The organism is Streptomyces sp. NPDC001890 (assembly GCF_042891445.1).
GTDB lineage: Bacteria > Actinomycetota > Actinomycetes > Streptomycetales > Streptomycetaceae > Streptomyces.
This window is the reverse complement of sequence record NZ_JBIATE010000031.1, coordinates 18,547-41,671: the sequence shown is the minus strand read 5'-3', so window position 1 is coordinate 41,671 and position 23,125 is coordinate 18,547. Positions and strand designations below refer to the sequence as shown.

At 72.5% G+C, this 23,125-nt stretch carries 16 protein-coding genes and 1 pseudogene; 7 read left to right on the top strand and 10 right to left on the bottom strand.

Features of this window, described 5'->3' with window-relative positions; genetic code table 11:
• Positions 1-37: 37 nt before the first annotated feature.
• Both ACFYY1_RS37620 and ACFYY1_RS37615 read left to right on the top strand, forming a co-directional pair.
• Positions 38-1,204 (top strand): exonuclease SbcCD subunit D, encoded by a 1,167-nt coding sequence (locus ACFYY1_RS37620; RefSeq protein ID WP_388593800.1) that lies wholly within the window; start codon positions 38-40, stop codon positions 1,202-1,204.
• Entirely contained in the window at positions 1,201-4,365 is a 3,165-nt protein-coding gene (locus ACFYY1_RS37615) for an AAA family ATPase (RefSeq protein WP_388593799.1), read from the top strand. The genes ACFYY1_RS37620 and ACFYY1_RS37615 overlap by 4 nt, the downstream gene beginning before the upstream one ends.
• On the opposite strand, the gene ACFYY1_RS37610 is transcribed toward ACFYY1_RS37615, so the two are convergent.
• On the bottom strand, positions 4,355-4,801 hold the full coding sequence (locus ACFYY1_RS37610) for an Lrp/AsnC family transcriptional regulator (protein WP_388593797.1): 447 nt from the start codon (positions 4,799-4,801) through the stop codon (positions 4,355-4,357). The two genes, ACFYY1_RS37615 and ACFYY1_RS37610, sit on opposite strands and share 11 nt — an antisense overlap.
• Before the next feature lie 94 nt (positions 4,802-4,895).
• Here ACFYY1_RS37610 and ACFYY1_RS37605 point away from each other — a divergent pair, with 94 nt between their 5' ends.
• The gene (locus ACFYY1_RS37605) at positions 4,896-5,384 is read left to right on the top strand and encodes a rhodanese-like domain-containing protein (RefSeq protein ID WP_388593794.1); all 489 of its coding nucleotides are present in this window, start codon (positions 4,896-4,898) and stop codon (positions 5,382-5,384) included.
• Positions 5,385-5,492: 108 nt separating this feature from the next.
• Here the strand turns inward: ACFYY1_RS37605 and ACFYY1_RS37600 are convergent, their stop codons facing one another.
• Together ACFYY1_RS37600 and ACFYY1_RS37595 are read right to left on the bottom strand one after the other, a co-directional pair.
• On the bottom strand, positions 5,493-7,178 hold the full coding sequence (locus ACFYY1_RS37600) for a DUF885 domain-containing protein (protein WP_388593791.1): 1,686 nt from the start codon (positions 7,176-7,178) through the stop codon (positions 5,493-5,495).
• A 48-nt stretch (positions 7,179-7,226) separates the two neighbouring features.
• A complete protein-coding gene (locus ACFYY1_RS37595; RefSeq protein WP_266735380.1) occupies positions 7,227-7,721 on the bottom strand; it encodes an Lrp/AsnC family transcriptional regulator in 495 nt (164 codons plus the stop codon).
• A gap of 59 nt (positions 7,722-7,780) precedes the next feature.
• On the opposite strand from ACFYY1_RS37595, the gene ACFYY1_RS37590 reads away from it, so the two are divergent.
• The gene (locus ACFYY1_RS37590) at positions 7,781-9,019 is read left to right on the top strand and encodes a trans-sulfuration enzyme family protein (protein ID WP_388593788.1); all 1,239 of its coding nucleotides are present in this window, start codon (positions 7,781-7,783) and stop codon (positions 9,017-9,019) included.
• A gap of 52 nt (positions 9,020-9,071) precedes the next feature.
• On the opposite strand, the gene ACFYY1_RS37585 is transcribed toward ACFYY1_RS37590, so the two are convergent.
• The 5 genes from ACFYY1_RS37585 to ACFYY1_RS37565 form a co-directional block, all read right to left on the bottom strand.
• Positions 9,072-10,511 (bottom strand): GNAT family N-acetyltransferase, encoded by a 1,440-nt coding sequence (locus ACFYY1_RS37585; RefSeq protein ID WP_388593785.1) that lies wholly within the window; start codon positions 10,509-10,511, stop codon positions 9,072-9,074.
• A gap of 135 nt (positions 10,512-10,646) precedes the next feature.
• Positions 10,647-13,304, bottom strand: a complete 2,658-nt coding sequence (locus ACFYY1_RS37580) for a DUF6493 family protein (RefSeq protein WP_388593784.1) — start codon at positions 13,302-13,304, stop codon at positions 10,647-10,649.
• Positions 13,301-14,671 (bottom strand): SWIM zinc finger family protein, encoded by a 1,371-nt coding sequence (locus ACFYY1_RS37575; protein WP_388593781.1) that lies wholly within the window; start codon positions 14,669-14,671, stop codon positions 13,301-13,303. The genes ACFYY1_RS37580 and ACFYY1_RS37575 overlap by 4 nt, the downstream gene beginning before the upstream one ends.
• Positions 14,672-14,744: 73 nt before the next feature.
• Positions 14,745-16,325 carry an alkaline phosphatase D family protein gene (locus tag ACFYY1_RS37570; RefSeq protein ID WP_388593780.1) on the bottom strand — a complete coding sequence of 527 codons (1,581 nt, stop codon included), beginning with the start codon at positions 16,323-16,325 and terminating at the stop codon, positions 14,745-14,747.
• 91 nt (positions 16,326-16,416) lie between these two features.
• Positions 16,417-17,910 (bottom strand): PLP-dependent aminotransferase family protein, encoded by a 1,494-nt coding sequence (locus ACFYY1_RS37565; RefSeq protein WP_388593779.1) that lies wholly within the window; start codon positions 17,908-17,910, stop codon positions 16,417-16,419.
• Here ACFYY1_RS37565 and ACFYY1_RS37560 point away from each other — a divergent pair.
• Positions 17,844-18,806, top strand: a pseudogene (locus tag ACFYY1_RS37560) (DMT family transporter); the annotation flags it as partial. The gene ACFYY1_RS37565 and the pseudogene ACFYY1_RS37560 overlap by 67 nt on opposite strands.
• A gap of 75 nt (positions 18,807-18,881) precedes the next feature.
• On the opposite strand, the gene ACFYY1_RS37555 reads toward ACFYY1_RS37560, so the two are convergent.
• Positions 18,882-19,712 carry an alpha/beta fold hydrolase gene (locus tag ACFYY1_RS37555; RefSeq protein WP_388593776.1) on the bottom strand — a complete coding sequence of 277 codons (831 nt, stop codon included), beginning with the start codon at positions 19,710-19,712 and terminating at the stop codon, positions 18,882-18,884.
• A 154-nt stretch (positions 19,713-19,866) separates the two neighbouring features.
• Here ACFYY1_RS37555 and sigJ point away from each other — a divergent pair, with 154 nt between their 5' ends.
• Positions 19,867-20,760 (top strand): RNA polymerase sigma factor SigJ, encoded by an 894-nt coding sequence (sigJ, locus tag ACFYY1_RS37550; RefSeq protein WP_388593773.1) that lies wholly within the window; start codon positions 19,867-19,869, stop codon positions 20,758-20,760.
• 261 nt (positions 20,761-21,021) lie between these two features.
• Positions 21,022-21,789 (top strand): GntR family transcriptional regulator, encoded by a 768-nt coding sequence (locus ACFYY1_RS37545; RefSeq protein ID WP_388593771.1) that lies wholly within the window; start codon positions 21,022-21,024, stop codon positions 21,787-21,789.
• 112 nt (positions 21,790-21,901) lie between these two features.
• Here ACFYY1_RS37545 and ACFYY1_RS37540 read toward each other — a convergent pair whose 3' ends face one another.
• Positions 21,902-23,059, bottom strand: a complete 1,158-nt coding sequence (locus ACFYY1_RS37540; RefSeq protein WP_388593768.1) for an ROK family protein — start codon at positions 23,057-23,059, stop codon at positions 21,902-21,904.
• Positions 23,060-23,125: the final 66 nt, after the last annotated feature.

Genomic DNA, 23,125 nt, shown 5'->3' with positions numbered 1-23,125 from the left:
GGCGGAGGAAGAGAACGATGCAGGTCGGAGCCGGCTCTTGAGAATTCTGCACACGTCCGACTGGCACCTGGGGCGCTCGTTCCACCGGGTCTCCCTGCTCGACGCCCAGGCCGCCTACCTGGACCACCTGGTGGCGACGGTGCGCGAGCACGGGGTGGACGTGGTCCTCGTCGCGGGTGATGTGTACGACAGGGCCGTACCGCCACTGGCCGCCGTCGAGCTCTTCGACGACGGGCTGCACCGGCTCGCCGCCGCCGGCGTGCCCACCGTGATGATCTCCGGCAACCACGACTCGGCACGCAGGCTGGGCGTCGGCGCGGGACTGATCGGACGGGCCGGGATCCACCTGCGGACCGACCCGGCAGGGTGCGCCACTCCCGTCGTCCTGCCGGACGCGCACGGCGACGTGGCGTTCTACGGGCTGCCCTACCTGGAACCGGCCCTGGTGAAGGACGTCCTCAAGGCGGAGCGCGCCGGGCACGAAGCGGTGCTGACCGCGGCCATGGAGCGGGTACGCGCAGATCTGGCCGAGCGCCCGCAGGGCACCCGCTCCGTCGTGCTCGCCCACGCCTTCGTCGCGGGCGGTGAGCCCAGCGACAGCGAACGCGACATCACCGTCGGCGGGGTGGCCGTCGTACCCGCCGGAGTCTTCGACGGCGTCGACTACGTGGCGCTCGGCCACCTGCACGGCTGCCAGACCGTCACCGAACGCGTCCGCTACTCGGGCTCGCCGCTCGCGTACTCCTTCTCCGAGGCCACCCACCGCAAGACCATGTGGCTGATCGACCTCGACGCCCGGGGCACAATTACTGCCGAACGCCTCGACTGCCCGGTGCCCCGCCCGCTCGCCCGGCTCCGCGGCCGCCTCGACGACCTCATCGACGACGCCGCGCTGGAGAAGCACCGGGAGTCCTGGGTCGAGGCCACCCTCACCGATCCGGCCCGCCCGGCCGAGCCGATGGCCCGGCTCGTCGAGCGGTTCCCGCACACCCTCAGCCTCGTGTTCGAACCCGACCGGGCCCCCGACGACCCGCTCGCCTCGTACGCCCAGCGCCTCAAGGGGCGCGACGACCAGCAGATCGCCGAGGACTTCGTGGCCCATGTGCGGGGCGGCTCCGCGGCCGACGAAAAGGAACGAACGGTGCTGCGCGGCGCCTTCGACCACGTCCGGGTGGACGACGGCGTGCGCGAGGTGAACCGTTGAGACTCCACCGGCTCGACCTCACCGCCTTCGGGCCGTTCGGTGCCACCCAGTCCATCGACTTCGACACCCTCTCGGCGGCCGGTCTCTTCCTGCTGCACGGGCCGACCGGCGCCGGAAAGACCTCCGTGCTCGACGCGGTCTGCTACGCCCTCTACGGCGCGGTGCCCGGCGCCCGCCAGACCCCCGGCACCTCCCTGCGCAGCGACCACGCCCCGGCGGATCTCGCCACCGAGGTCACGCTGGAGCTGACCGTCGGCGACCGCCGCCTCGAAATCACCCGGAGCCCCGCACAGCCCCGCCCCAAGAAGAAGGGCAGCGGCTTCACCACGGAGAAGGCCCAGAGCCGGCTGCGGGAGTACGACCCCGAGGACGGCTGGCGGCCGCTCAGCCGCTCGCACCAGGAGATCGGCGAGGAGATCACCCAGCTCATCGGGATGAGCCGGGAACAGTTCTGCCAAGTAGTGCTCCTGCCGCAGGGCGACTTCGCGCGCTTCCTGCGCGCCGATGCCGAAGCACGCGGCAAACTCCTCGGCAGGCTCTTCGACACCCGCCGGTTCGCCGCCGTCGAGGACCGCCTCGCCGAACTGCGCCGCACCGCCGAGACCAGGGTCAGGGCCGGGGACGAACGAGTCCTCGCGGTCGCCCAGCGGCTCGCCCAGGCCGCCGGACCCGCCGGACGCGAAGCGCCGCTGCCCGACATCCAGCCCGGCGAACCGGGGCTCGCCGAAGGGGTACTGGAGTGGGCGGCGACGGCCCGCAGCGGCGCCCGCGAACGGCTCGACATCGCCGCCTGCGCCCTGGCCGCAGCCGAGGACCGGCAGTCGGCCGCCCGACAGACACTCGACGGCGAACGCGAACTCGCCGCACTCCAGCAGCGGTACGAGGAGACGCGGCGCCGCGCCGCCGTGCTCGAAGACCGCCGCGCCGACCGCGACCGCCACCACGAACGACTCGCACGGGCCCGCAAGGCGGACCTCGTCGCACCGGCACTGGATCTGCGCGACGACGCCGAGCGCGCCTACCGGATGTCCTGCCGGGCCCGTGACCGCGCCCGCGCGGTGCTGCCCGGCACCCTGGCCGACGCCGGTGCCGAACAGCTCGCGGAGCTGGAGCGACGGCTGCGGCAGGAGCTCGGTGGGCTCGAAGCCGCGAAGCGGGCCGAGCTGCGCAGCGCGCAGATCGACACCGAGCGGGCCGGACTGGAGCACCAGGCCAGGGCCGACGACGAGCTGATCCGCGACACGGAGGCATGGCTGGCCGACTGGGAGTCCACCCGCGACGGACTGCGCGCCCGCATCGAGGCGGCCCAGGAGGCCGCCACCCGCGCCGAACAGCTGGCCGGCCGGCTGGAGCCCGCCCGCGCCCGGCTGGACGCGGCCCGCCGACGCGACGCGCTCGCCGACCGGGTGTCCGCCGCCGCCGAGCGGTTGGCCGCCGCCCGCGAGCACGCCGCCGGAACCCACGAGACATGGCTGGAGCTGCGCGAACGCCGGCTGCGGGACATCGCGGCGGAGCTGGCGGCCGAGCTGGTGGACGGCGAGGACTGCAAGGTCTGCGGCTCGGCAGAGCACCCCAACCCGGCCCGCGCGGCCGACGGGCATGTCGACCGGGCCACCGAGGAGCGGGCGCTCGACGCCTACCGCCGGGCCGACGAGGCACGAACGCACGCGGACCGGGAGCTCGGCGTCGTACGCGAGCAGCACGCCGCCGCCCGGGTGGCCGCCCGCTCGGCGGTGCCCCAGCCGAGGGACGGAGACGACGCCGCCGACCCCGCCGCGTCGGTACGCGTGAGCAGGAGCGCCGCCGCCGGTTCGGCCGGGCCGTCACCGACCGCCGGGACCGGCCCGGTCGCCGCGGGACCGGCCGGCACCGCACCCGACGCCGACCCCACCGTGGCCGAACTCGGCGCGCTCGTCGACCGGTTGACCGGCATGCACGCCGAGGCGTACCGCACCGCAGCGGGCATGCACGCCGCGCGCGAGGCCCTCGCCGCCGCCGAGCGGGAACAGGCCGAACGCCTCGACGCCCGGCAGCTCGCCGAACGCCGGGCCGCGGCCCGTACCTCCCTGCGCGAAGGACTGGACCGCGAACACGCCGTACTCGAAGCCGAGTTGGTGACCGCCCGGGGCGATTCGGGCAGCGTGGCCGAGCACGCCGCGCTGCTGGAGCGCCGCGTCGCGCTGCTCGCCGCGGCAGCCGAGGCGGTACGCGCGGAGGAGGCCGCCGCACAGCACCGCAAGGAGGCCGACGACCGGCTCGCGGACGCCGCGTTCCGGGCCGGTTTCGACACTCCGCAGGCCGCGGCCGAGACCCTCCTCCCCGATGCCGGGCAGCGCGAACTACAACGGCTCGTCGACGCCTGGCAGTCCGAGGCGGCGGCGGTGGCCGACCGGCTGGCCGAGACGGAGACCAGGGCCGCCGCCGGACGCCCGCCGGCCGCGGTGGACGTCGCGCAGGCCGCGTACGACACGGCCGAACGGCTGCTGCGGGACGCCCTGGCCGCACTGGCGGCCGCACGCGAGCGCTGCGCCGAACTCGGCCGGCTCTCCCGGCGCACCGCGGACGAGGTGCGCGGACTGGGCCCGCTGCGCGAGGAGTACGACCGGGTGGCACGGCTGGCCGGACTCACCGCGGGCACCTCCGCGGACAACGAACGCAAGATGCGGCTGGAGTCGTACGTGCTCGCCGCCCGGCTGGAACAGGTCGCCGCCGCGGCCACCGCGCGGCTCCGGCGCATGTCCTCCGGCCGCTACACGCTGGTCCACTCCGACGCCCGCACCGGGGGCCGCAGATCGGGCCTCGGGCTGCATGTCGTCGACGCCTGGACCGGCCGCGAACGGGACACGGCGACGCTCTCGGGCGGCGAGACGTTCTTCGCCTCGCTCGCCCTGGCGCTCGGCCTCGCCGACGTGGTCACCGACGAGGCGGGCGGGGTACGGCTGGACACCCTCTTCATCGACGAGGGCTTCGGCAGCCTGGACGACCAGACCCTCGACGAGGTGCTCGACGTACTCGACTCGCTGCGCGAGCGGGACCGCAGCGTCGGCATCGTCAGCCATGTCGCCGATCTGCGCCGCCGCATCCCCGCCCAGCTCGAAGTGGTGAAGGAACGGCACGGATCGGCGGTCAGGCACCGCACCACTGGAGAGGTCAGCGGCTGATGGCACGGCGGGGGAGCGGCGAGGAGTAGACGACGCTCGTGGTCACCGAACCGAGGGCGCCGATCCTGCCCGCGACCTCCTCCAGGTGACTCATCGAGCGGGCGGTGACCTTCAGTACGAAACAGTCGTCACCGGTGACATGGTGGGCCTCCACGATCTCCGGAGTCGTGTCGAGCAGATCGTGGAACGGCTTGTAATGGCCGTTGGGGTAGCGCAGCCGTACGAGGGCGAGGATCGGCAGCCCGAGCCGCTCCGGGTCGACCACGGCGGCGTAACCGCTGATCACCCCGGCCTCCTCCAGTCTGCGTACCCGCTCGGTCACTGCGCTCGGGGACATCGCCACCGCGCGCGCCAGCTCGGCGAACGACGCGCGCCCCTTGCGTTGCAGGACATCGAGGATGCGCCAGTCGGTGGCGTCCGGGGAATAGTCGGTCATGGGCAGGAGACAACAGGGAAATCCCCGGTGGAGCAAGCATTGTGCCGGGGATCTCACCTTCCGGGAGCGGATCACCGGCCGTAGATTTCTGGACATGACCTCGCAGCCCACCGCCATCGCGGCCCACCCCGTCCTGCGTGTCCCGCCGGCCTCCCCGGCGGTGGCCGCCGCCTACTTCGGCGCCTCGCTCGCCTTCCACGCGGACGTCTCCGACGTCGCCGCCGCGCTCGCGGCCGACGGCGATCCGGGCTTCGTGCTCCTGGACTCGCGCTCCACCGCATCCTGGGACCAGGGGCACATCCCCGGCGCGGTGCACCTGCCGACCCCGCTCATCGCCGAGCAGGCCCACCAGCTGCTCGACCCGGCGGTTCCCGTGGTCACGTACTGCTGGGGCCCCGGCTGCAACGGTGCGACGCGTGCCGCGCTCGCCCTCGCCGAACTCGGCTACCGGGTCAAGGAGATGCTCGGCGGCTTCGAGTACTGGGTGCGCGAGGGCTTCGAGTCCGAGAGCCGGGAGGGGCGGGAGCGGCGGGACGCGGACCCGCTCACCGCGCCGGTCGGCTCCGCGGACTGCGGCTGCTGACCGGCGCGGGCGACCCGAGTGTCCCGGCCGGTCCGGCCGTTCGGGCTGGGGAGGTGCTCGGCGGCCGGGCCCATGGAGTGAACCGGGCCCGGCCGCCGGGCCACCGCGTCAGAGCTTGGAGAGCTCGTCGACGAGATCGTCGAGACCGAGCGGCCCCTGCGACAGGGCGGCCATGTGCCAGGCCTTGGCGTCGAACGCGTCGCCGTGGGCCTTGCGGGCGTTCTCCCGGCCCAGCAGCCAGGCGCGCTCGCCCAGCTTGTAGCCGATGGCCTGTCCCGGCATCGAGAGATAGCGGGTCAGCTCGCTCTCCACGAAGTCGGCGGGACGGCCGCTGTGATTGCCGAAGAACTCCTGAGCCAGGTCGGGCGTCCACCGCTCGCCGGGGTGGAACGGGGAGTCCGCCGGGATCTCCATCTCCGCGTGCATGCCGATGTCCACGATCACCCGGCAGGCGCGCATCATCTGCGCGTCGAGATAGCCGAGGCGGCGCTCAGCGTCGGGCAGGAAGCCCAACTCGTCCATGAGGCGCTCCGCGTACAGCGCCCAGCCCTCGCAGTTGGCGCTGACCCCGCCGATCGACGCCTGGTAGCGCGACAGGCTGTCGGCGACATGCGTCCACTGCGCGATCTGGAGGTGGTGGCCGGGCACACCCTCGTGGTACCAGGTGGACACCAGGTCGTACACGGGGAATCGGGTCTCGCCCATCGTGGGCAGCCAGGTGCGGCCCGGCCGCGAGAAGTCCTCGGAGGGCCCCGTGTAGTACGGGGCGGCGGCGCCGCCGGGCGGGGCGATGCGGGACTCCACCTTCCGTACGCGTTCGGCGAGTTCGAAATGCGTTCCGTCGAGCGCCTCGATCGCCTCGTCCATCAGGGCCTGCAGCCAGGCCTGGACCTCGTCGACCCCCTCGATGTGCTTGCCGTGGACATCGAGATGGGCCAGCGCCTCCCAGGGGCCGCCGCCGGGCAGCACCTTCTCGGCCTCGGTCTTCATCTCGGCGAGCAGCCGGTGGTACTCGGACCAGCCGTACGCGTACGCCTCGTCCAGGTCCAGGTCGGTGCCGTTGAAGTAACGCGACCAGCGCGCGTACCGCTCGCGGCCCACCGTGTCCGGCGCGCCCTCGACCGCGGGGGCGTACACCTCGCGCATCCAGTCGCGCAGCGCCACGACCGACTCGGTGGCCTGCCGGGCACCGTCGTCCAGATCGGCGCGGAGGGACGCGGGTCCGGGCGCCACGAAGTCCTGGAAGAAGCCCGAACCGTCCTCACCCGCCCACTCGTCGAGCTGGCCGATGAAGGTGACGGTGGCGCGCGGGCCGCCGTGGAGCTTGCGCTCCAGGCCGAGCGCCAGCGACTCGCGGTAGCCCTCGAACGCGGCGGGCACCGCGCGCAGCCGGTCCACGACCGCCGCCCAGTCCTCTTCGGTCTCGGTCGGCGTCACGGTGAACACGTCGCGGACGCTGTGCGCCGGGGAGTGGAGATTGGAGACCGAGCGCAGCCCCTCCTCGGCTTCGTGGACGGCGAGTTCCGCCGTGAGGCGCTCGCGCAGCAGCCGGCCGCAGCGGCGCTCGGCGTCGCTGTCGGCGCCCGGCAGCTGTTCGGCGGCGTCGAGTTTCGCCAGGGTGGCGCGGGCCAGCTCGGCGAGGCTCTCCTGACCCGCGGGGGAGAAGTCGGGGAGGCGGCGCGAGCTCTCCGCGACACCGAGGTAGGTGCCGGCGATCGGGTCGAGTTCGATGAATGCGTCGACGTAGTCGTCGGCGACCTGGCGGGGCAGCGCGCTGCTGGAAGTGTCTGACATGCGGACATCCTCGTACGCCGGGGGCCTCCGCGTCACCATCATTCGGTCTCAGGGCCCCGGCTCCGCCGATTCTGCGGGCGGCAGCAGCGGCCCGCACTCCCACTGCTGGAATATCAGCCGGGTCTCGACCCGGGCCACTTCGCGGCGTGAGGTGAATTCGTCCAGCACCAGGCGTTGCAGATCGGCGGTGTCCGTGACCGCGACATGGACCAGATAGTCGTCCGGGCCGGTCAGATGGAAGAGCGCACGCGACTCCGGCAACGTCCTGATGCGTTCGACGAACGGGCCGATGAGCTCTCTGCGGTGCGGCCGCACCTGCACGGAGAGCAGTGCCTCCAGGCCCCGGCCGAGCCTCGCCGGGTCCAGGCGCAGCTGGTGGCCGAGGATCACGCCGGAGCGGCGCAGCCTGGTCACCCGGTCCAGGCAGGTCGAGGGCGCGACCCCGACCTCGGCGGCCAACTCGCGGTAGGTGGTCCGGGCATCGTTCTGCAGCAGTCGCAGAATATGCAGGTCCACCGGGTCAAGAGCGACAGAATCGGCCATCTGCCGAACGTAGCACGGAGCATGACCACCCGATCCCGGCCGTTGTTCAGAGTGGTGGCATGGACACCGAATACTCGATGGCGCCCCCGACGGCCACCCCGTCCAGGGCGCTCGCCACCGATGCCGTGCACGCCGGCCGTGACGATCTCGCGGCCCTCGGACTGCACGCTCCGCCGATCGACCTGTCCACCACCTACCCCTCGTACGACTCCAGGGGTGAGGCGGAGCGGATCGACACGTTCGCCGCCACCGGTGCGAGGCTCGAAGGGCCGCCGGTCTACGCACGGCTGGACAACCCGACGACCGCCCGGTTCGAGACGGCGCTCGCCCGGCTCGAAGGAACCGGGAGCGCGGTCTCGTTCGCCAGCGGAATGGCGGCGCTCACCGCCGTGCTGCTGGTCCGCGCGAGCATGGGACTGCGTCATGTGGTCGCCGTCCGGCCGCTCTACGGCTGCAGCGACCACCTGCTCGGCGCCGGGCTGCTGGGCACGGAGGTGACCTGGACCGACCCGGCGGGCATCGCCGACGCGATCCGCCCGGACACCGGTCTCGTGATGGTGGAGACCCCCGCCAACCCGACGCTCAAGGAGGTCGACATCCGCGCGATCGCGCACTCCTGCGGTTCGGTGCCGCTGCTCGTCGACAACACCTTCGCCACCCCGGTCCTGCAACGGCCCGTCGAGCACGGCGCCCGGATCGTGCTGCACAGTGCCACCAAGTACCTGGGCGGACACGGCGATGTGATGGGCGGGGTCGTCGCCTGCGACGAGGAGTTCGCGGCCCGGCTGCGGCAGGTGCGTTTCGCCACCGGCGGGGTGCTGCATCCGATGGCCGGATATCTGCTGCTGCGCGGCCTGGCCACGCTCCCGGTACGGGTACGGGCGGCGTCCGCGACCGCCGCCGAACTGTCCCGCAGGCTGACCGCCGATCCGCGCGTCGCCAGGGTCCACTACCCGAAGCTGGGCGGTGCGATGGTCTCGTTCGAGGTGCACGGGGATCCGCACCGGGTGATCTCGGCCGTACGGCTCATCACGCCCGCGGTGAGCCTGGGCAGCGTGGACACCCTGATCCAGCATCCGGCCTCCATCAGCCACCGCATCGTGGATGAGGGGGACCGGCAGGCCGCGGGGGTCGGGGACCGGCTGCTGCGCATGTCGGTCGGCCTGGAGGACGTCGAGGACCTGTGGGCCGATCTGTGCCAGGCGCTGAGCCCGCAGGACACCGGACGCGAGCCCGCCGCGGTCGGGTCCTCCGCGGTCGGGTCCTCCGTCCCCGGGTCTTCGGCGTCCGGTTCCTGAGCGGCTGAGTCGTCGGTGGTCTTCGTCGGTCGGGTCCTGAGTGGCCGAGGAGTCAGCGACCGGCCTGCTCGTAGGGGGGCAGTGGGCGGACCGGCGTCGCGTCCAGGCGGGCGGTGACCACCAGGGTGCCCTCCTCGATCTGGTAGTCCAGCGGCAGCGACAGCGCGCGCATGGCCGCGACCATGCCGGTGTTGGACGCCTGGGTGACGGCATAGACGCTGTCGCAGCCCGCTTCGACGGCGAGCGCCACCAGGCGGCTCAGAAGCTCGGAGCCGATGCCGCGGCGCTGCCAGTCGTCCTCGACGAGGAGGGCGACCTCGGTCTCGTCGCCGTCCCAGAGGAGGTGGCCGAGCGCCACCAGGCGGCCCGAGGCCGTCTGTACGGCCAGGGTGCGGCCGAAGCGGGGACTGAGCAGGTGGTCCAGGTAGCGGTCGGCGTCCTGGACCGGTCCGTGGTAGCGCAGTCGCAGCGTCTGCTCGGAGCAGCGGTCGTGCATCGCGCGTGCCGCCGCGAGGTCACCGTGGTCCGCGCGGCGCACGGTGATGTCGTTGCCCTCGGGCAGGGTGAGCACATGCTCGCTGCGCGGGACGCGGGGGCCGAGCCGGGCATCGAGCTCGACCAGGGCACGGGCGCGGGCGAACTCGGTCGGCGTGAACGGAAGATAGGGCCGTTCGATGGTGATGGCACCCCCGGACGGGTCGCGCAGCCGCATCACCGTCTTCTCCAGCACTCCTTCGACGGGTGCGGTCTCACCGGTTGCCCGGCCGGTGACCGAGACGGCGGGCAGCGAGTGGATGGCGCAGCGGCCGAGCAGCTGCCGCAGTGCGAGCGGGAGCTCGGCCGCGTCCAGGGCGGTGCGGGTGGCGAGGCCCAGCACACGCGTCGGGGCGTCGACCAGATCGTGTGTGTCGGCCCGCTCGATCCAGGTCGAACTGCCCCCGGCGGCGGAGATCGCCCGGCTCAGCTGCTGCGCCTGGAGCGGGGCGGGTGCCCGCAGCAGGAACTCGTCGACCGTGCCGCGGGCCAGCGGGTGCGTCTGCAGGGTGAGGATGTCGACCCGGTGCCGGGCGAGGGCACCGCACAGCGCTGCCAGGCTGCCGGGGGTGTCCCGCACCGTGGTCCGCATCCGCCACAGCACCGTGCCCTCGGGGGACGGCGCTGTGGCGGTGGGCGTGTCCACCGGCACGGTCGTGGTGACGCCGGTGGCGTGGCCAGGGTCCGTGCTGCCGCCGTCCCCCTCGGCGGGCAGGCCGATAGCGGTCGGCGGCGGGGCGTGGCTGTGCCGCCGGGCCCACCAGGTGTGGAACGCGGCCGTCACGGCCAGAGCCACGGCCGAGGCGATCAGCAGGTACGGTCCGTCGGGCTGGTGTCCGATCAGGTTCGCGATGGCGTCGGCCACCGCGACCGCGGTGAACAGGGCGGCGAGCTCGGTCACGTCCCGCCGCCAGTGGTGGGAGCGGCGGGCGGTCTTCGCGGATGTCGCATCAGTCATGGCTTCACTCTGGCCGAGTGTTGTTGCCTGACCACGAACACTCTGTGACTGATGGGTTAAGTGTGGATCTAGTCCCTTATTGCCCGCTTTCGTCTTATTGGTGACAAGAGGTGCGGCCGCTTCGGCGCTGGGCTGTCACGCCCGTTCCGAGCCCTGCTCCCACGCGGCCTTCAGCCGGACCGCCTGACGTACCAACTGCGATGATCCGCCACGTGCGGCCGTTTCGGCGAGCCCGGGTATCGGCTCCCCACCACCCACCGCGCCGCAGTGCTCCACGCATTCGGCGGCCACGGAGAGCAGGTCGCCCAGTCCGCGAGGCGCCTTCTCCTGCGCCAGGAGCCCGGGCAGGGCGCCGGTCAGCGCGGTCAGCACCGTCCGGTACGCGCCGGTGGCGGCCGCGGTACGGGCGGAATCCGCGAGGCGGTTGGGCTTGATCAGACCGTTCCCGAGAAGGTGCGCCAACTGCTCGCCGAGCAGCGCCGCGTCGAGCTGCTGCCGGGTGGCGAGCATCAGCAGGGCGTCCACCGCCGACAGCCGGTCCTCCGGATGCCGGGCCCCCAGCGCGTACGCCACCATCAGATGGACGGCCTCGCCCGCGGGCGCGTCGAGTTCGGCGAGCAGTACGAGCGGCCCGAGGGTGTCCCGTATCTCCTCGATCACACCGGTTGCGACGTTCGGCAGCAGCCAGGCGGCCAGGGTCTCGGCGTCCTCGGGCAGGGTGGCGGTCCACTGGTCCGGGTGGTCGTCCCAGTGGTAGCAGTGGTGGTGTCCCGGAACCTGCGGCCGGCCCAGCCAGTGGAAGGAACGAGGGAACTCCTCCTGGACGAACGGGCGTTCCTGGCTGGCCATCAGGGGGCGTGACGACCGGACGACCGCCTGCCCCTCCCGGACCTTCTTCTCCAGAGCGAAGCGGTGCACCCGCGCGAGCGGCTCGTCGGCCCGCAGCCATGCGGCCAGCCGGTCGCCTTCGGGGGTGCCGAGCAGCGCCGCCGCCTCCGCGGCCCCGTGCTGATCCCTGCGGCGCACCCGCAGCAGGGCCTGGGTGAAGTCGGCCTCGCCGGGCCGCACCCCGAGCTGCCGGCAGGCACGCAACCGCTCGACCAGCACCGCCGGGTCGAGCGAGCCGGTGTGCCAGGTGGGGACGGCCAGCAGGAACGGAGTGGAGCCGCTCAGCACCGCGTCGGCCGCCTCCCACAGCCGGGCTCTCAGGATCCCGTTCAGTGCGGCGTGGACGCAGGTCCCGGTGCCGGTCCAGGAAGCACGCTCCTCCTGCACGGCCCGTGCCGACACCCGTCCGAGCAGCGTGGCCACGACGAGCCTGATCTCCACGTCCGAGCGAAGCTGCCGTTCGGTCTGTGACAGCGGTTCGTTCTCGATCCACCACTCACCCGCCAGCGCCTCGCGCAACGCGTCCGTCAACGCCGGCCGGTCGTTGTGGGCATGGCGGACCAGCCCGTCCAGGGCCCGCTCGAAGGAGGTGACGTCCGGCGTCGTCGTTCTGATCAGCGTCACCACCTCCTCGACCAGTTCGGGCAGCGTCGCAGGTGCGGGATCGAGGGGCTGCGGGTCCGGTACCGGGGGCAGCAGCTCCTCGTACTCCTGCCTGCCGGGCGTCCCGGCCGCCGGACCGCCGAACACCTCGGCCACCCTCGTGCGGTGCGCCGGCCCCAGCAGCGCGGCCGACAGGGCGAGTTCTTCCCGCACCGCGCCCCCGGCGGCGGGCAGATACCGGGCCACGAGCTTGAGCGCCCGCTCCTGGATGTCGATGTCCTCGTGCTCGAAAGCACCCGCGACGACGGGCAGCAGTTCGTCGGTCGCCGACGGTTCGCGGCGCAACACCTTGCCGAGCAGCACGAGCTGGGACCGGACCAGCTTCTTCTCGGTGCGGAACAGCACCGATGCCGAGACGTCCGCCAGCGTCCGCACGGAGAGCTCACCGCGTCCGTCCAGCCGGGCGAGCACCCCCTGGGCGTGACCCGCCACGGTGGAGGCGCCGTCGGCGGCCATCCCGATCCAGTCCGCGAGCCGTTCGGTCTCCTCCTGCTCGGTGAGTTCGAGCTTGCGCAGAAGACCGAGGAAGAAGCGCAGTTCGCTGAGCTTGCCGCCACGCAACAGCCGGGTCGTGCAACCGTCGACGAGCACCGACCGTTCCAGCAGGCCCTCCTTCGGGAGAGAGGCCAACGTGGTGGCCCACTGGCACGGATCGTTCGCGTCGTCGGGCCAGAGCATCTGTGACGGCAGCTCCGGCACCTCGAAGATCCGCGGCAGGAGAGCGGACGCGTACGGGTCGCTGCGGAGCACCTCGACGAGTGGCCGCTTCTTGCGCCGATGCCACTGCGCCATCGAGATCGCCTCGGCCCAGCCCAGCACGAAACCATCCGTCGTGGGCACGGGACACTGCGCTTTCTTCACCAGTCCCGAGATCAGCTCGTACATGATCTGCGCGGTCGCGGGCCGGGCCGCCAGCCGATGCGCGACGTCACCGAGCCACTCCGGGTCACGGTCCGCCAGGACCGCGAGGACCAGCGGGTAGGGCTGGCGGTTCCAGCCGGCCAGATCCCGGCCGCCGATCCAGGCGGCACATCCCGCGGCGCCGGTGTGACAGCCCGCCCCGGCCACCAGCAAGGCCCTGCGGACCCGGTCCTGCTTGTCCCAGTTCCAGCCACGTACCTCCTTGCGGAGCGCCTTCAGCTCGGCCAACGCCGCTCTGCGTTCCGTCCGGTCCATCCCGGCCAGCACGTCTGGCACCTCGTGCGCGCGCAATTCCCTTACAGTGGTGAGGAGTTCCTTCATCGCACACCCCCGACGACCGGGGTGCCGCGACGGACCATACGGACGGCCAGGGCGTGCTTGCACGGGCCCCGCCGCCCTCGGTAGTCCGCCCACCACTGGCAGGTGCAGCTCAGCATTCCGTCCTTCTCCCTCACCTGATAGCGGCGTTCTCCCGAGGTCACGGCTGCCACGTCCTGGTCGAGCACGACCGCACCCGAGCCGGCCAGCTGCCGGGCCGCCACGAGGCGCGGATTGTGCCGCTCGGCCCGGTCGGCGTCGTAGGGCAGCTCGCGGTGGAAGTAGGCCGCGTCCGCGAGGTCGTACCCGACCCGGCCCGCCGTCCCCAGCCGGGTGAGCGCGGCCCGAACCCGCTCCACGGTGAGGCCCGACTGCTCCGCCAGGTCGGCGGTGTCGATCCGGGGCTCCCAGGCCAGCAGCACGGACACCAGCTCGGCGTCGGCCGCCGCGTCATCGGTGGCCAGCGCGTCGAGGACACCGCCCTCGCCCGAGAATCCGCGCGAGGCATCGGGCGAGAGCGTCAGCGTGAGACGCATGCCCGGCAGCACGACCTCCCAGGCACTCGCGGTCGCCGCCCCGTCGGCGACCGGCCCGTACACCCGCAGCGACGTGGCATGACGCAGCACCCGCTGCAGCGCCACCAACCGCTCCGGCCCCGGCAGGCACACCGCCCCGGCCACCGGCCGGGTCGTCGGCCGAAGCGTCTTCCCGGCGGGAACCACCCATCGGGCACCCCGCGAGGCGTTCCCCGAACGCGGCAGCGAACGGAGGAACCGGACGGCCTCGGCGGCCGGCAGCTCGGCCCGCAGATCGAAACCGGCCGACACCACCTGGGCCTCGGCGAAGCCGCGCAACCACCGGTCGGGCAGCGGCACCTTCTTCTCCACGACCGGGCCGTCCAGTGTGGTGACGGCCATCTCGTCCGGGCCCACCCGCAGATGCAGCGGATCGTCCCCCGCTATCCGTGAAAGCGCCTCCCGCAGCGGATTGTTGACATCCACATTCGTCGTGCCGTGCCCCGTCCGCGCCCCGTCCAGTCCGTCCTGCAGCACGTCCAGGCGTGCGTACACCCCGCAGCAGCCGGAGAACGACTCGAAACGCAGCCGGTCTCCGTTGCCCGTCACCACCGGGTCGAGCGACGCGGGCAGGGTGCGCTGGTAGTAGCGCGTGGACGCCACGTCCGCCACCGCGAGCAGGCCCCGGGCGGCGATCCCCGGTGAGGTGAGGAATCCGGAGAAGAACCGGGGACGGGACTCGGCACCCCTCGGTGTGAGGCCACCGGAGGTCTCCAGCCCGAGGAGCTGCCCCGACTGCGAGGACTCCAGGGCGGACGGGCGTGCGTAGGCCAATGCCTGAACGGATCGGGTCATGGAAAAACCGTAGATCCCACCACTGACAACCGGCCCCCGGTCATCGTCCGGGGGCCGGTCGCCGGGCGCCGGTTCACTGGCCGACGCGACCCGGCTGCAGCACCTTGCTGAACAGTACGGAGCCGCCCTGCGCCCGCAGCCGCACGGCCAACTCGCCGCTGTCGCCGTCGATGTCGACCTCCCCGAAGTACTGCGGCGACTCCATCGGCGAGACGTTCGCCCGGTCCGGCGCCCGCACGAAGACCCGGTCGGGACCGAACGTCGCGTCGAGCGCGTTCGCCTGGAACTGGCCTGCGGCCAGCGGCCCCGACACGAACTCCCAGAACGGCGCGAAGTCCTTGAACACCGCACGCTCGGGCTCGTAATGCTGCGCCGACGTGTAGTGCACATCCGCGGTCAGCCACACCGTGCCGGTGATCCGGCGGTGCTTGATGTACCGCAGCAGTTCCGCGATCTGCAGCTCACGGCCGAGCGGGGCCCCGGGATCGCCCTGCGCGACCGCCTCGAAGTCCGTCGCGCCGTCGGTGACCACCAGCCCCAGCGGCATGTCCGCCGCGATGACCTTCCACACCGCGCGCGAGCGGGAGAGTTCGTGCTTGAGCCACCGCAGCTGCTCGGCACCGAGGATGCCCGTCGTGTCGTCGGGCTGCCGGCCGGGGGAGTTGGCGTTGCGGAAGGACCGCATGTCGAGCACGAACACATCGAGCAGCGGACCGTGGCGCACCACGCGGTGCATCCGGCCCTCCCCGGAAGCGGCGTGCAGCGTGGACACCGGGAAGTACTCGCGAAACGCCCGCATCGAACGGGCCGCCAGCACATCCACGTTCTTCTCGGTGTACCGGGCGTCGTCGAGGATCTGCCCCGGATACCAGTTGTTGCGCACCTCGTGGTCGTCCCACTGAACGATCGACGGGACCTGTGCGTTGAACTCACGGAGGTTGTGATCGAGCAGGTTGTACCGGAAGTTGCCGCGGTACTCGGCGAGGGTCTCGGCGACCTTCGCCTTCTCCTCGGTGGTGACATTGCGCCAGACCCGCCCGTCGGGCAGCGTCACGCTCGGCTCGATCACCCCGTCCGCGTAGATGTTGTCACCGCTGCACAGGAAGAAGTCCGGATCGAGGCGCCGCATCTCGTCGTACACGGCGTAGCCGCCGATGTCCGGGTTGATGCCCCAGCCCTGTCCCGCGATGTCGCCCGACCACAGGAAGCGCACCCCGTCGCGACGCCGGGCGGGCGCGGTCCGGAAGGTCCCGATCACCGGCTCCCCGGTACGGCGCGGGTCGTGGGGATCGGCGAGGGTCACCCGGTAGTGCACCTGCTCGCCCGGCGGCAGCCCGTACAGCGGGGTCGTTCCGGTGAAGTCGGTGCCGGCACCGACGAGCGGACCGTGCCAGGTGCGGGCCCGCCGGAACGACTCCGTCGCCGCTGTCTCCACGATCATCCGGGCCGGCCGGTCCGACCGCACCCAGACCAGCGCGGACGACGAGGTGACATCGCCCACCTGCACACCCCATGCCGCGCGCGGCCGGCCGGACAACGCGAAGGCGGGGGCCGCCGCGCCCACCGCGGGGAGCGCGAGCGCGGCCGACGCGGCGAGCGAACCGCGCAGCACACTGCGACGGGCGGGGGACGGAAAACGCGGAGCGTACGACATCGAGGCGCCTCCGGGGCGTGGTCGGCGGGACGAGCGGGTGACGGGTCGATCGACTCCACCCTTGTTCCCGTCGGCGGCGCGCACACCAACCTCAGATGAACACCCGGCCACGGCCCCCGTCGGTGGCCGGTCCTTCCGACTCCCGCTGCGCCGCCGCCAGCAGACGTACGCCCCGCTCGATGTCACTCGGTGCCAGATGGGCGTGACCGAGCACCAGGCGTACCGCCCCGTCCTCGCTCCGCACGGTGCCGCAGGCACTCAGCGGCCGCAGGGCGACTCCGGCATCGGCCGCACGGGCCAGGAACTCCGGCTCCGGGCCGTACCGCTCGGGCAGCGCGGCGATGATGTGGAGACCCGCGGCGATGCCGCTCACCTCGGTTCCGGGGAAGTGTTCCGCCAGCATCGACGTGAGGGTGTCGCGACGTTCGCGATAGGCGCGCTGGCAGCGGCGCAGCTGCCGGTCGTAGCCGCCCCGGGTGATGAAGTCGGCGAGGACCGCCTGGTCGACGGCCGGATTGCCCAGATCCATCGTGCGCTTGCGGGCGATGATCTCGTCGGTCATGGCCGCCGGTGCGAGCAGCCAGCCCAGCCGGAGCCCGGGAGCCAGCGATTTGCTCACCGAGCCGGTGTACGCGACGTGTTCCGGGTCGAGCCCCTGCAACGCGCCGACCGGTGCGCGGTCGTAGCGGAAGTCGCCGTCGTAGTCGTCCTCCATGATCAGCCCGTCGGTGGCACGCGCCCACTCCAGCAGCCGGCCGCGACGGGCGGCGGAGTAGGCGATCCCGGTGGGGAACTGGTGCGCCGGCGTGGTGACCACGGCGCGCACGCCGGAGCGTACGAGGGGCTCGACCGCCAGCCCTTCGTCGTCGAGCGGCAGAGCGACGGTGGTGATGCCCGCGGACGCGAACAGCGCGGAGTGTTCGGGGCTCCCGGGATCCTCGACACCGACGGACCGTGCTCCGCGCCCGTGCAGTACGAACCCCAGCAGAGTCGTCGCCTGCGCCACGCCGGAGCACACCACCAGGCGCTCCGGATCCGCGACCACCCCTCGGCGCCTGGACAGCAGAGCGGCCAGGGCGTCCCGCAGACCGGGCAGCCCGCGCGGATCGGGGTAGCCGAGCGCGCCGTGCGGCAGCCGGCCGAGCACCGAGCGGTGGGCGGCGGCCCAGGCACTGCGCGGGAACAGTGAGAGATCGGGCGTCCCGGGCCGGAAGTCCACGCTCACGTCCTCGGCACGCGGAGCGAGATCACGCGCCTTCGGCACCGGAGCGCGGACCCCTTCGCCGACCCAGGTGCCCGCACCACGTCCGCTGCGCAGATAGCCCTCGGCCGTGAGCTGCTCGTACGCCTCGGTGACCAGCCCACGCGACACGCGCAGATCGGCTGCGAGCGCCCGGCTGGACGGCAGCCTCGTACCCGGAACGAGACGGCCGGAGCGCACGGCTTCGCGCAGGGCGGACTGCAGGGCGCGACCGCGCCGGCGGGCCGGCTCCGCGGCGGCCGGAAGCAGCAACTCCCATGCAGCGGTGGCGAACTCCCCACCCCCTGAGCGCTCCGACCGCGAATTGGTCCCCGAAGACATCATGGAAGTGGACCTTAAACCGGACCGCCCGGCTGCCTAGCGTCGATTCCATGAACGTCAGCTCTCTGCGCGGGGCGCTCCTGGCCGCCTTCGCCTGCATCCTCGTGGGTGCTTCCTTCACCGCCAACAGTGTCCTGGGCGAGTATCCGTACGCGGGCGGCCAGGCGCTGCGCTACGGCCTCGCGGCGCTCCTGCTCGTACTCCTCCTGACCCGTGGCGATCGGTCCCGGCCGACTGCCGTGCTGCGTACCCTCACCCGGCGCCAGTGGGGACGGCTCGCGCTGCTGGCAGCCATCGGAATGGTCGGCTTCAACCTTGCCGTGCTCGGCGCGGAACGATCTGCGGAACCCGCCGTTCCAGGGGTGTTCGTGGGCTGTGCCCCGATCTTCGTCGCCGTACTCGCGCCGCTCATGGACCGCCGCCGGCCCACGCGTACGGTCCTGTACGCGGCCGCGCTCGTCGCCGCCGGGGCCTTCGTCGTCCAGGGCTGGGGCCGTACGGACGTGGCCGGCGTCCTCTGCTCGGTCGGCGCGCTGGCGGGCGAGGTCGGATTCGCCGTCCTCGCCGTGCCGGTCCTGCGGCCGCTGGGACCGAAGCTGCTGTCGGCCACGGTCTGCGCCATCGCCGCCGCGGAGTCGGTCTGCCTCGGCCTGGTCCTGGACGGCGGCGGTGTGCTGCGGGCGCCCACCGTGACGGAGGCGCTCGCGCTGCTGTGGCAGGCGGCCGTGGTCACCGTGATCGGCTTCGTCTGCTGGTACATGGGCATGCAGCGCATCGGCGCCGAGCGCGCCACGCTCTTCTCCGGCCTGATCCCCGTCTCCGCCGCGCTGACCGCACCGCTCGTCGGCGCCGGTTCGTACGGCATCGCACAGGTCGGCGGCAGCCTTCTGGTCGGGCTGGGGGTCGCCCTCGGATCGGGTGTCCTGTCCCGGAGCGAAGCGGCCCGGCGCACGGATCGGGCGCCCGGCGCGTCGTCAGCGGCTGGTGTCGAGAACGACGCGTGCCACCAGCGCCGGATCGTCGTTCATCGGCACATGACCGCAGCCCGGAAGCCGGACCAGCCGGGCGTCGGGGATGGTGTGCTTGGCCCTGACCCCCTGCCGGCGCAGCAGGATCCGGTCCCGGCTGCCCCAGGCGACGGTCACCGGCAGTCCCGGCACGTCGTCGGTGAACGCGACGCCTCCCCCGGCGGCGAGTGTCTGGTGGAAGCCGGTCGCCTCGCGCAGGGCAAGGGTCTCCGCGACGACGGCGTCGGGTGAACGGCGGCCGGGCCGGGCGTAGATGGTGCTGGTCAGCGCCGTGCGCCCGGCCGCGCTGCGCGAGAGCCGCTCGATCAGCGGGACCGGCATCGACAAGGCGGCCCGCCGCATGGCCCGCAGCGTCCCGAACGCATAGCGTCGTTCGCCCTCGGACCAGAAACCGGCGGGGGACAGTGCCGTCACCGACCGCACGAGCTTCTTCCGGCCGAGCCCCAGCGCCAGCAGACCGCCGAGCGAGTTGCCCGCCACATGCGGCCGGTCCAGGCCGATCGCCTCGCAGAAGGCGCCGAGCACCTCGACCACGGTCGGCAGGTCGTACGGCAGCCCCTCGGGCAGCTCCGGCGAGACACCGAAGCCGGGGAGGTCGACGGCTATCACGTCCCGTTCCACGGCGAGCACGGGCAGCACCGGATCCCAGGCCTGACGGTGGTGGCCGATGCCGTGGAGCAGGAGCAGCGGCTCGCCGGCACCGGTCCGTTCGTACGCCACGGACACCGTCCGGGGCCCTTGCGGTGAGTCGACGCTGAACGAGACCGTGGTGGCCATGCTGGTGCTCCCGGGGTGATCCGGCATGAAGGGGCCATGCCTGAAGGCGACTTAGACGTCTTGTCAACAACAATTACCGTTCAGTAGCCCGCAGTTCAAGAGGGGTGGGCGATTCGCGCTGGACAGGGTGCGGCGGGTCGGCTGGGATGGGGGAGTGACAGCCGACACCGCGACCGATGTCTTCGAGAGCCACCGCCCCGTGCTCACCGGCGTCGCCTACCGCATGCTGGGCCGGATCGCCGATGCCGAGGACGTGGTCCAGGAGGCCTGGCTCCGCTGGTCCGCCACCTCCCGTGAGGACGTGCGGGAGCCGCGCGCCTTTCTCGTGAGGATCATCACCCGCCTCGCCATCGACCGGCTGCGCCAGGTGCAGTCGCGGCGCGAGTCGTACGTGGGGCCATGGCTGCCGGAGCCGGTCGTCACCGATTTCGGTCCGTCCGTGCCCGACACCGCGGAGCAGGCGGTGCTGGCCGACTCCGTATCGGTCGCCGTACTGGTCGTCCTGGAGTCCCTGTCGCCGCTGGAGCGGGCCGTCTTCGTGCTGCGCGAGGCGTTCGGCTTCCCGTACGCGGAGATCGCCGCCACCCTCGACCGGACCGAGGCCGCGGTGCGCCAGCTGGCGGGACGTGCGCGGCGTCATGTGGAGGAGCGCAAGCCGCGCTACGACGTCGACCCGGCGCAACGCCGTGACCTCACCGAGCGGTTCCTCGCCGCGGCGGCGGGCGGCGACATCGAGGAACTGCTGGCCCTGCTCGCACCCGACGCGCGGCTCGTCGGGGACAGCGGCGGGAAGTCCAGGGCGCCGCTGCGGATCATCGAGAGTGCCGACAAGGTCGGCCGCTTCCTCTTCGCCGTCGCCCACGGCCAGGCCGAGGAGTTCGACCACCGGTTGCTGGAACTCAACGGAGGGCCCGGCCTGCTGCTGTTCCTGGGCGGAAAGGTCGACTCGGTTGTTCAGCTCGACATCGAGGACGGGCTCATCCAGTGCGTATATATCGTGCGCAACCCTGACAAGCTCACCCGCTTCGCCGACCTCCCGCAGGAGTAGCCGGCCCCTGGCCGCGCGGCCCTGTGCCGCGCCTCTCCGAAGCCCCACGTCCTGCCTGGTCGTGGGGCTCTTTGCTGCGCTCGCCCCACGGCGCCACGAACGTCCTGTGAACGCTCTGCGGCAGAGACCCGTTTCCCTGCGTGACCGACCGAGGATTGGTCTTGACCAAGGGTGTGTACCGTCCTATGGTCTCAACGTTAAGACAGGAACCTTTAATAAATAACGTCGCGGAATAGCCGCTGGGTGATTGCGGAGGACAGGGTGGGGACGACGCAGCTGGAATCGGTGCAGGAGCCGAAGTACTGGCACCTCAAGACCGTGCTCAGTGAGGCACTCGACTCGGACTTTGCGGTGGGGGAGATCCTGCCCAACGAGCGTGAGCTCGCCGCCCGGTTCGGAGTCGCCCGAGCCACGCTCCGGCAGGCTCTGGAACAGCTCGAACTCGAAGGAAGGCTGCAGCGTCGCCGCGGCGTCGGGACCACCGTCGCGCCGCCGCGCGTCGGAGTCGCCGTCTCCACGGCACAGCGGGACTGGTCCGGTGGAGGGACGGCCGAGGCCTGGCAGCCGGTGGACTGCTCCACCGCGGTCGCGCCGAATTCGGTGGCGGCCGTGCTCGACGTGGAAGCCGACGAGCAGATACACGTCGTGCGCCGGATCCGGGTGACCAACGGGCAGACCGTCGCGGCGGAGCTCCTGTACGTCCCGTCGTCGTCCGTGCCCGACCTCTCCGCGATCGACGCCCCGTCCGGGCCTGCCCGGGCCCGCCGTGTCCTGCGCGAGCTGCACCGTCTCGGCCTCGACGGCCAGGACCGGTCGGTGGAGCTCGGCTCGGCGCGTGTGGACGACGCCAAGGAGCTCGACCGGCTGCCCGGCGCCCCCGTGCTCGTCGTCACCACCCGCTACCTCGCGGCGGGCGGTACCGCCGCGCTCTCCGTCGCCACATACCGGGCCGACACCTGCCGGCTCACCTTCGGCGACTCGGGAGACCTGGAGATCAGCCACCACGACCAGGAGCGCCGGGCCTCCTGACACCGGGGCGGCTCCACCGGTCCACGCCGACAGGAAGCGTCCGACGGAAGACACCGTCCGACGGCAGATCCGACGGCAGACACCGTCCGCCGGTATGCACGGCCCGTCGCGCTCAGCGGCGGGCCGTGACCGTTCCCTCCACCGCGAAGAGCTGCTCCTCCACGTGGTCGAGCGCCAGCCGCAGCGCACCGGTGGCCACCGCGGCCTCACCGAGCAGCGACAGCGTGACCCTTGGCGGCCGGAGGCAGTAGCGGGCCAGCTCGCTGCGGAGCGGATCGAGCACATCGTCCAGCCCGGTGGCCCAGCCGCCCACCACCACGAGCTCGGGATCCAGCGCCAGAACCAGCGCCGCCACATCGTGCACCAGGCGCTGAATGAACCTTTCGACCGCGGCCTGAGCCCGGGCATCGCCGCGCCGGGCCTCCGCGAACACATCGGCGACCGCGGGCTCGTCCAGCGGATCCAGCGGGGTGTCCGTCGTGGACAGAAGCCGCTCCGGAGTCACTTCGCGGCCGAGCAGATGCAGCGCGCCGATCTCGCCCGCCGCACCGCCGAACCCGCGGTGCAGCCGTCCGCCGATCAGCGAACCGGCACCCGGGCTCAGCCCCGCCAGGACGAACACGATGTCGTCGGACTCGGTGGCCGCGCCCTTCCAGTGCTCCGCGACCGCCGCGGCATTGGCGTCGTTCTCCACCAGGACCGGGCAGCGGAAGGAGCGCCTCAGCCGCTCGCCCAGCGCGAGACCCGTCCAGCCGGGGAGGGCGGTGCCCAGCCGGACCGTCCCGTCGGCCTCCACGATGCCGGGGCTGCCGACCCCGACCGCGCGCAGGCTGCTCCTGGCCACGCCCGTCCGCCGCAGGAGGTCGGCCACCACGGCCCTGACCTTGTCGAGCCGGTCATCGGCGCCGGCGGTCTCCGACACCTCGCGGGCGCCCGCGCCGATGATCCGTCCGTCCAGCCCGGACAGCAGCGCGGAGACGCGGTGCGGGCCGATCTCGATGCCGAGCAGATGCCCGGCCTCGGCCCGGAACCGGAACCGGCGGGCGGGCCGCCCCTGGCGCCGGGTCTCGCCCCCGTCGGGCCCCGACGCGACGACCAGCCCGGCCTCGAAGAGCCCCTCCATGACACCTTCGACCGTCGGACGGGACAGTCCGGTGATCCGGGTCAGGTCCGTCAGCGTCGGGGAGTCGGCGCCACGCAGGGCGTGCAGCACCACCGCGGAATTGATGCGACGCAACAGCGACGGATCCCCACCGGTCAGCCGGCCCACGGTGTGTCCTCCCAGCTCTAGCGCATGTCAGGCGGATGGTACTCGCTGCCCAGGTGCGGGGCGACC

Coding starts and splice junctions, on each gene's coding strand:
- ACFYY1_RS37610 (WP_388593797.1), bottom strand. CDS start 4,801: ATGACCGACTATTCCCCGGACGCCACCGACTGGCGCATCCTCGATGTC.
- ACFYY1_RS37605 (WP_388593794.1), top strand. CDS start 4,896: ATGACCTCGCAGCCCACCGCCATCGCGGCCCACCCCGTCCTGCGTGTC.
- ACFYY1_RS37600 (WP_388593791.1), bottom strand. CDS start 7,178: ATGTCAGACACTTCCAGCAGCGCGCTGCCCCGCCAGGTCGCCGACGAC.
- ACFYY1_RS37595 (WP_266735380.1), bottom strand. CDS start 7,721: ATGGCCGATTCTGTCGCTCTTGACCCGGTGGACCTGCATATTCTGCGA.
- ACFYY1_RS37590 (WP_388593788.1), top strand. CDS start 7,781: ATGGACACCGAATACTCGATGGCGCCCCCGACGGCCACCCCGTCCAGG.
- ACFYY1_RS37585 (WP_388593785.1), bottom strand. CDS start 10,511: ATGACTGATGCGACATCCGCGAAGACCGCCCGCCGCTCCCACCACTGG.
- ACFYY1_RS37580 (WP_388593784.1), bottom strand. CDS start 13,304: ATGAAGGAACTCCTCACCACTGTAAGGGAATTGCGCGCGCACGAGGTG.
- ACFYY1_RS37575 (WP_388593781.1), bottom strand. CDS start 14,671: ATGACCCGATCCGTTCAGGCATTGGCCTACGCACGCCCGTCCGCCCTG.
- ACFYY1_RS37570 (WP_388593780.1), bottom strand. CDS start 16,325: ATGTCGTACGCTCCGCGTTTTCCGTCCCCCGCCCGTCGCAGTGTGCTG.
- ACFYY1_RS37565 (WP_388593779.1), bottom strand. CDS start 17,910: ATGATGTCTTCGGGGACCAATTCGCGGTCGGAGCGCTCAGGGGGTGGG.
- ACFYY1_RS37555 (WP_388593776.1), bottom strand. CDS start 19,712: ATGGCCACCACGGTCTCGTTCAGCGTCGACTCACCGCAAGGGCCCCGG.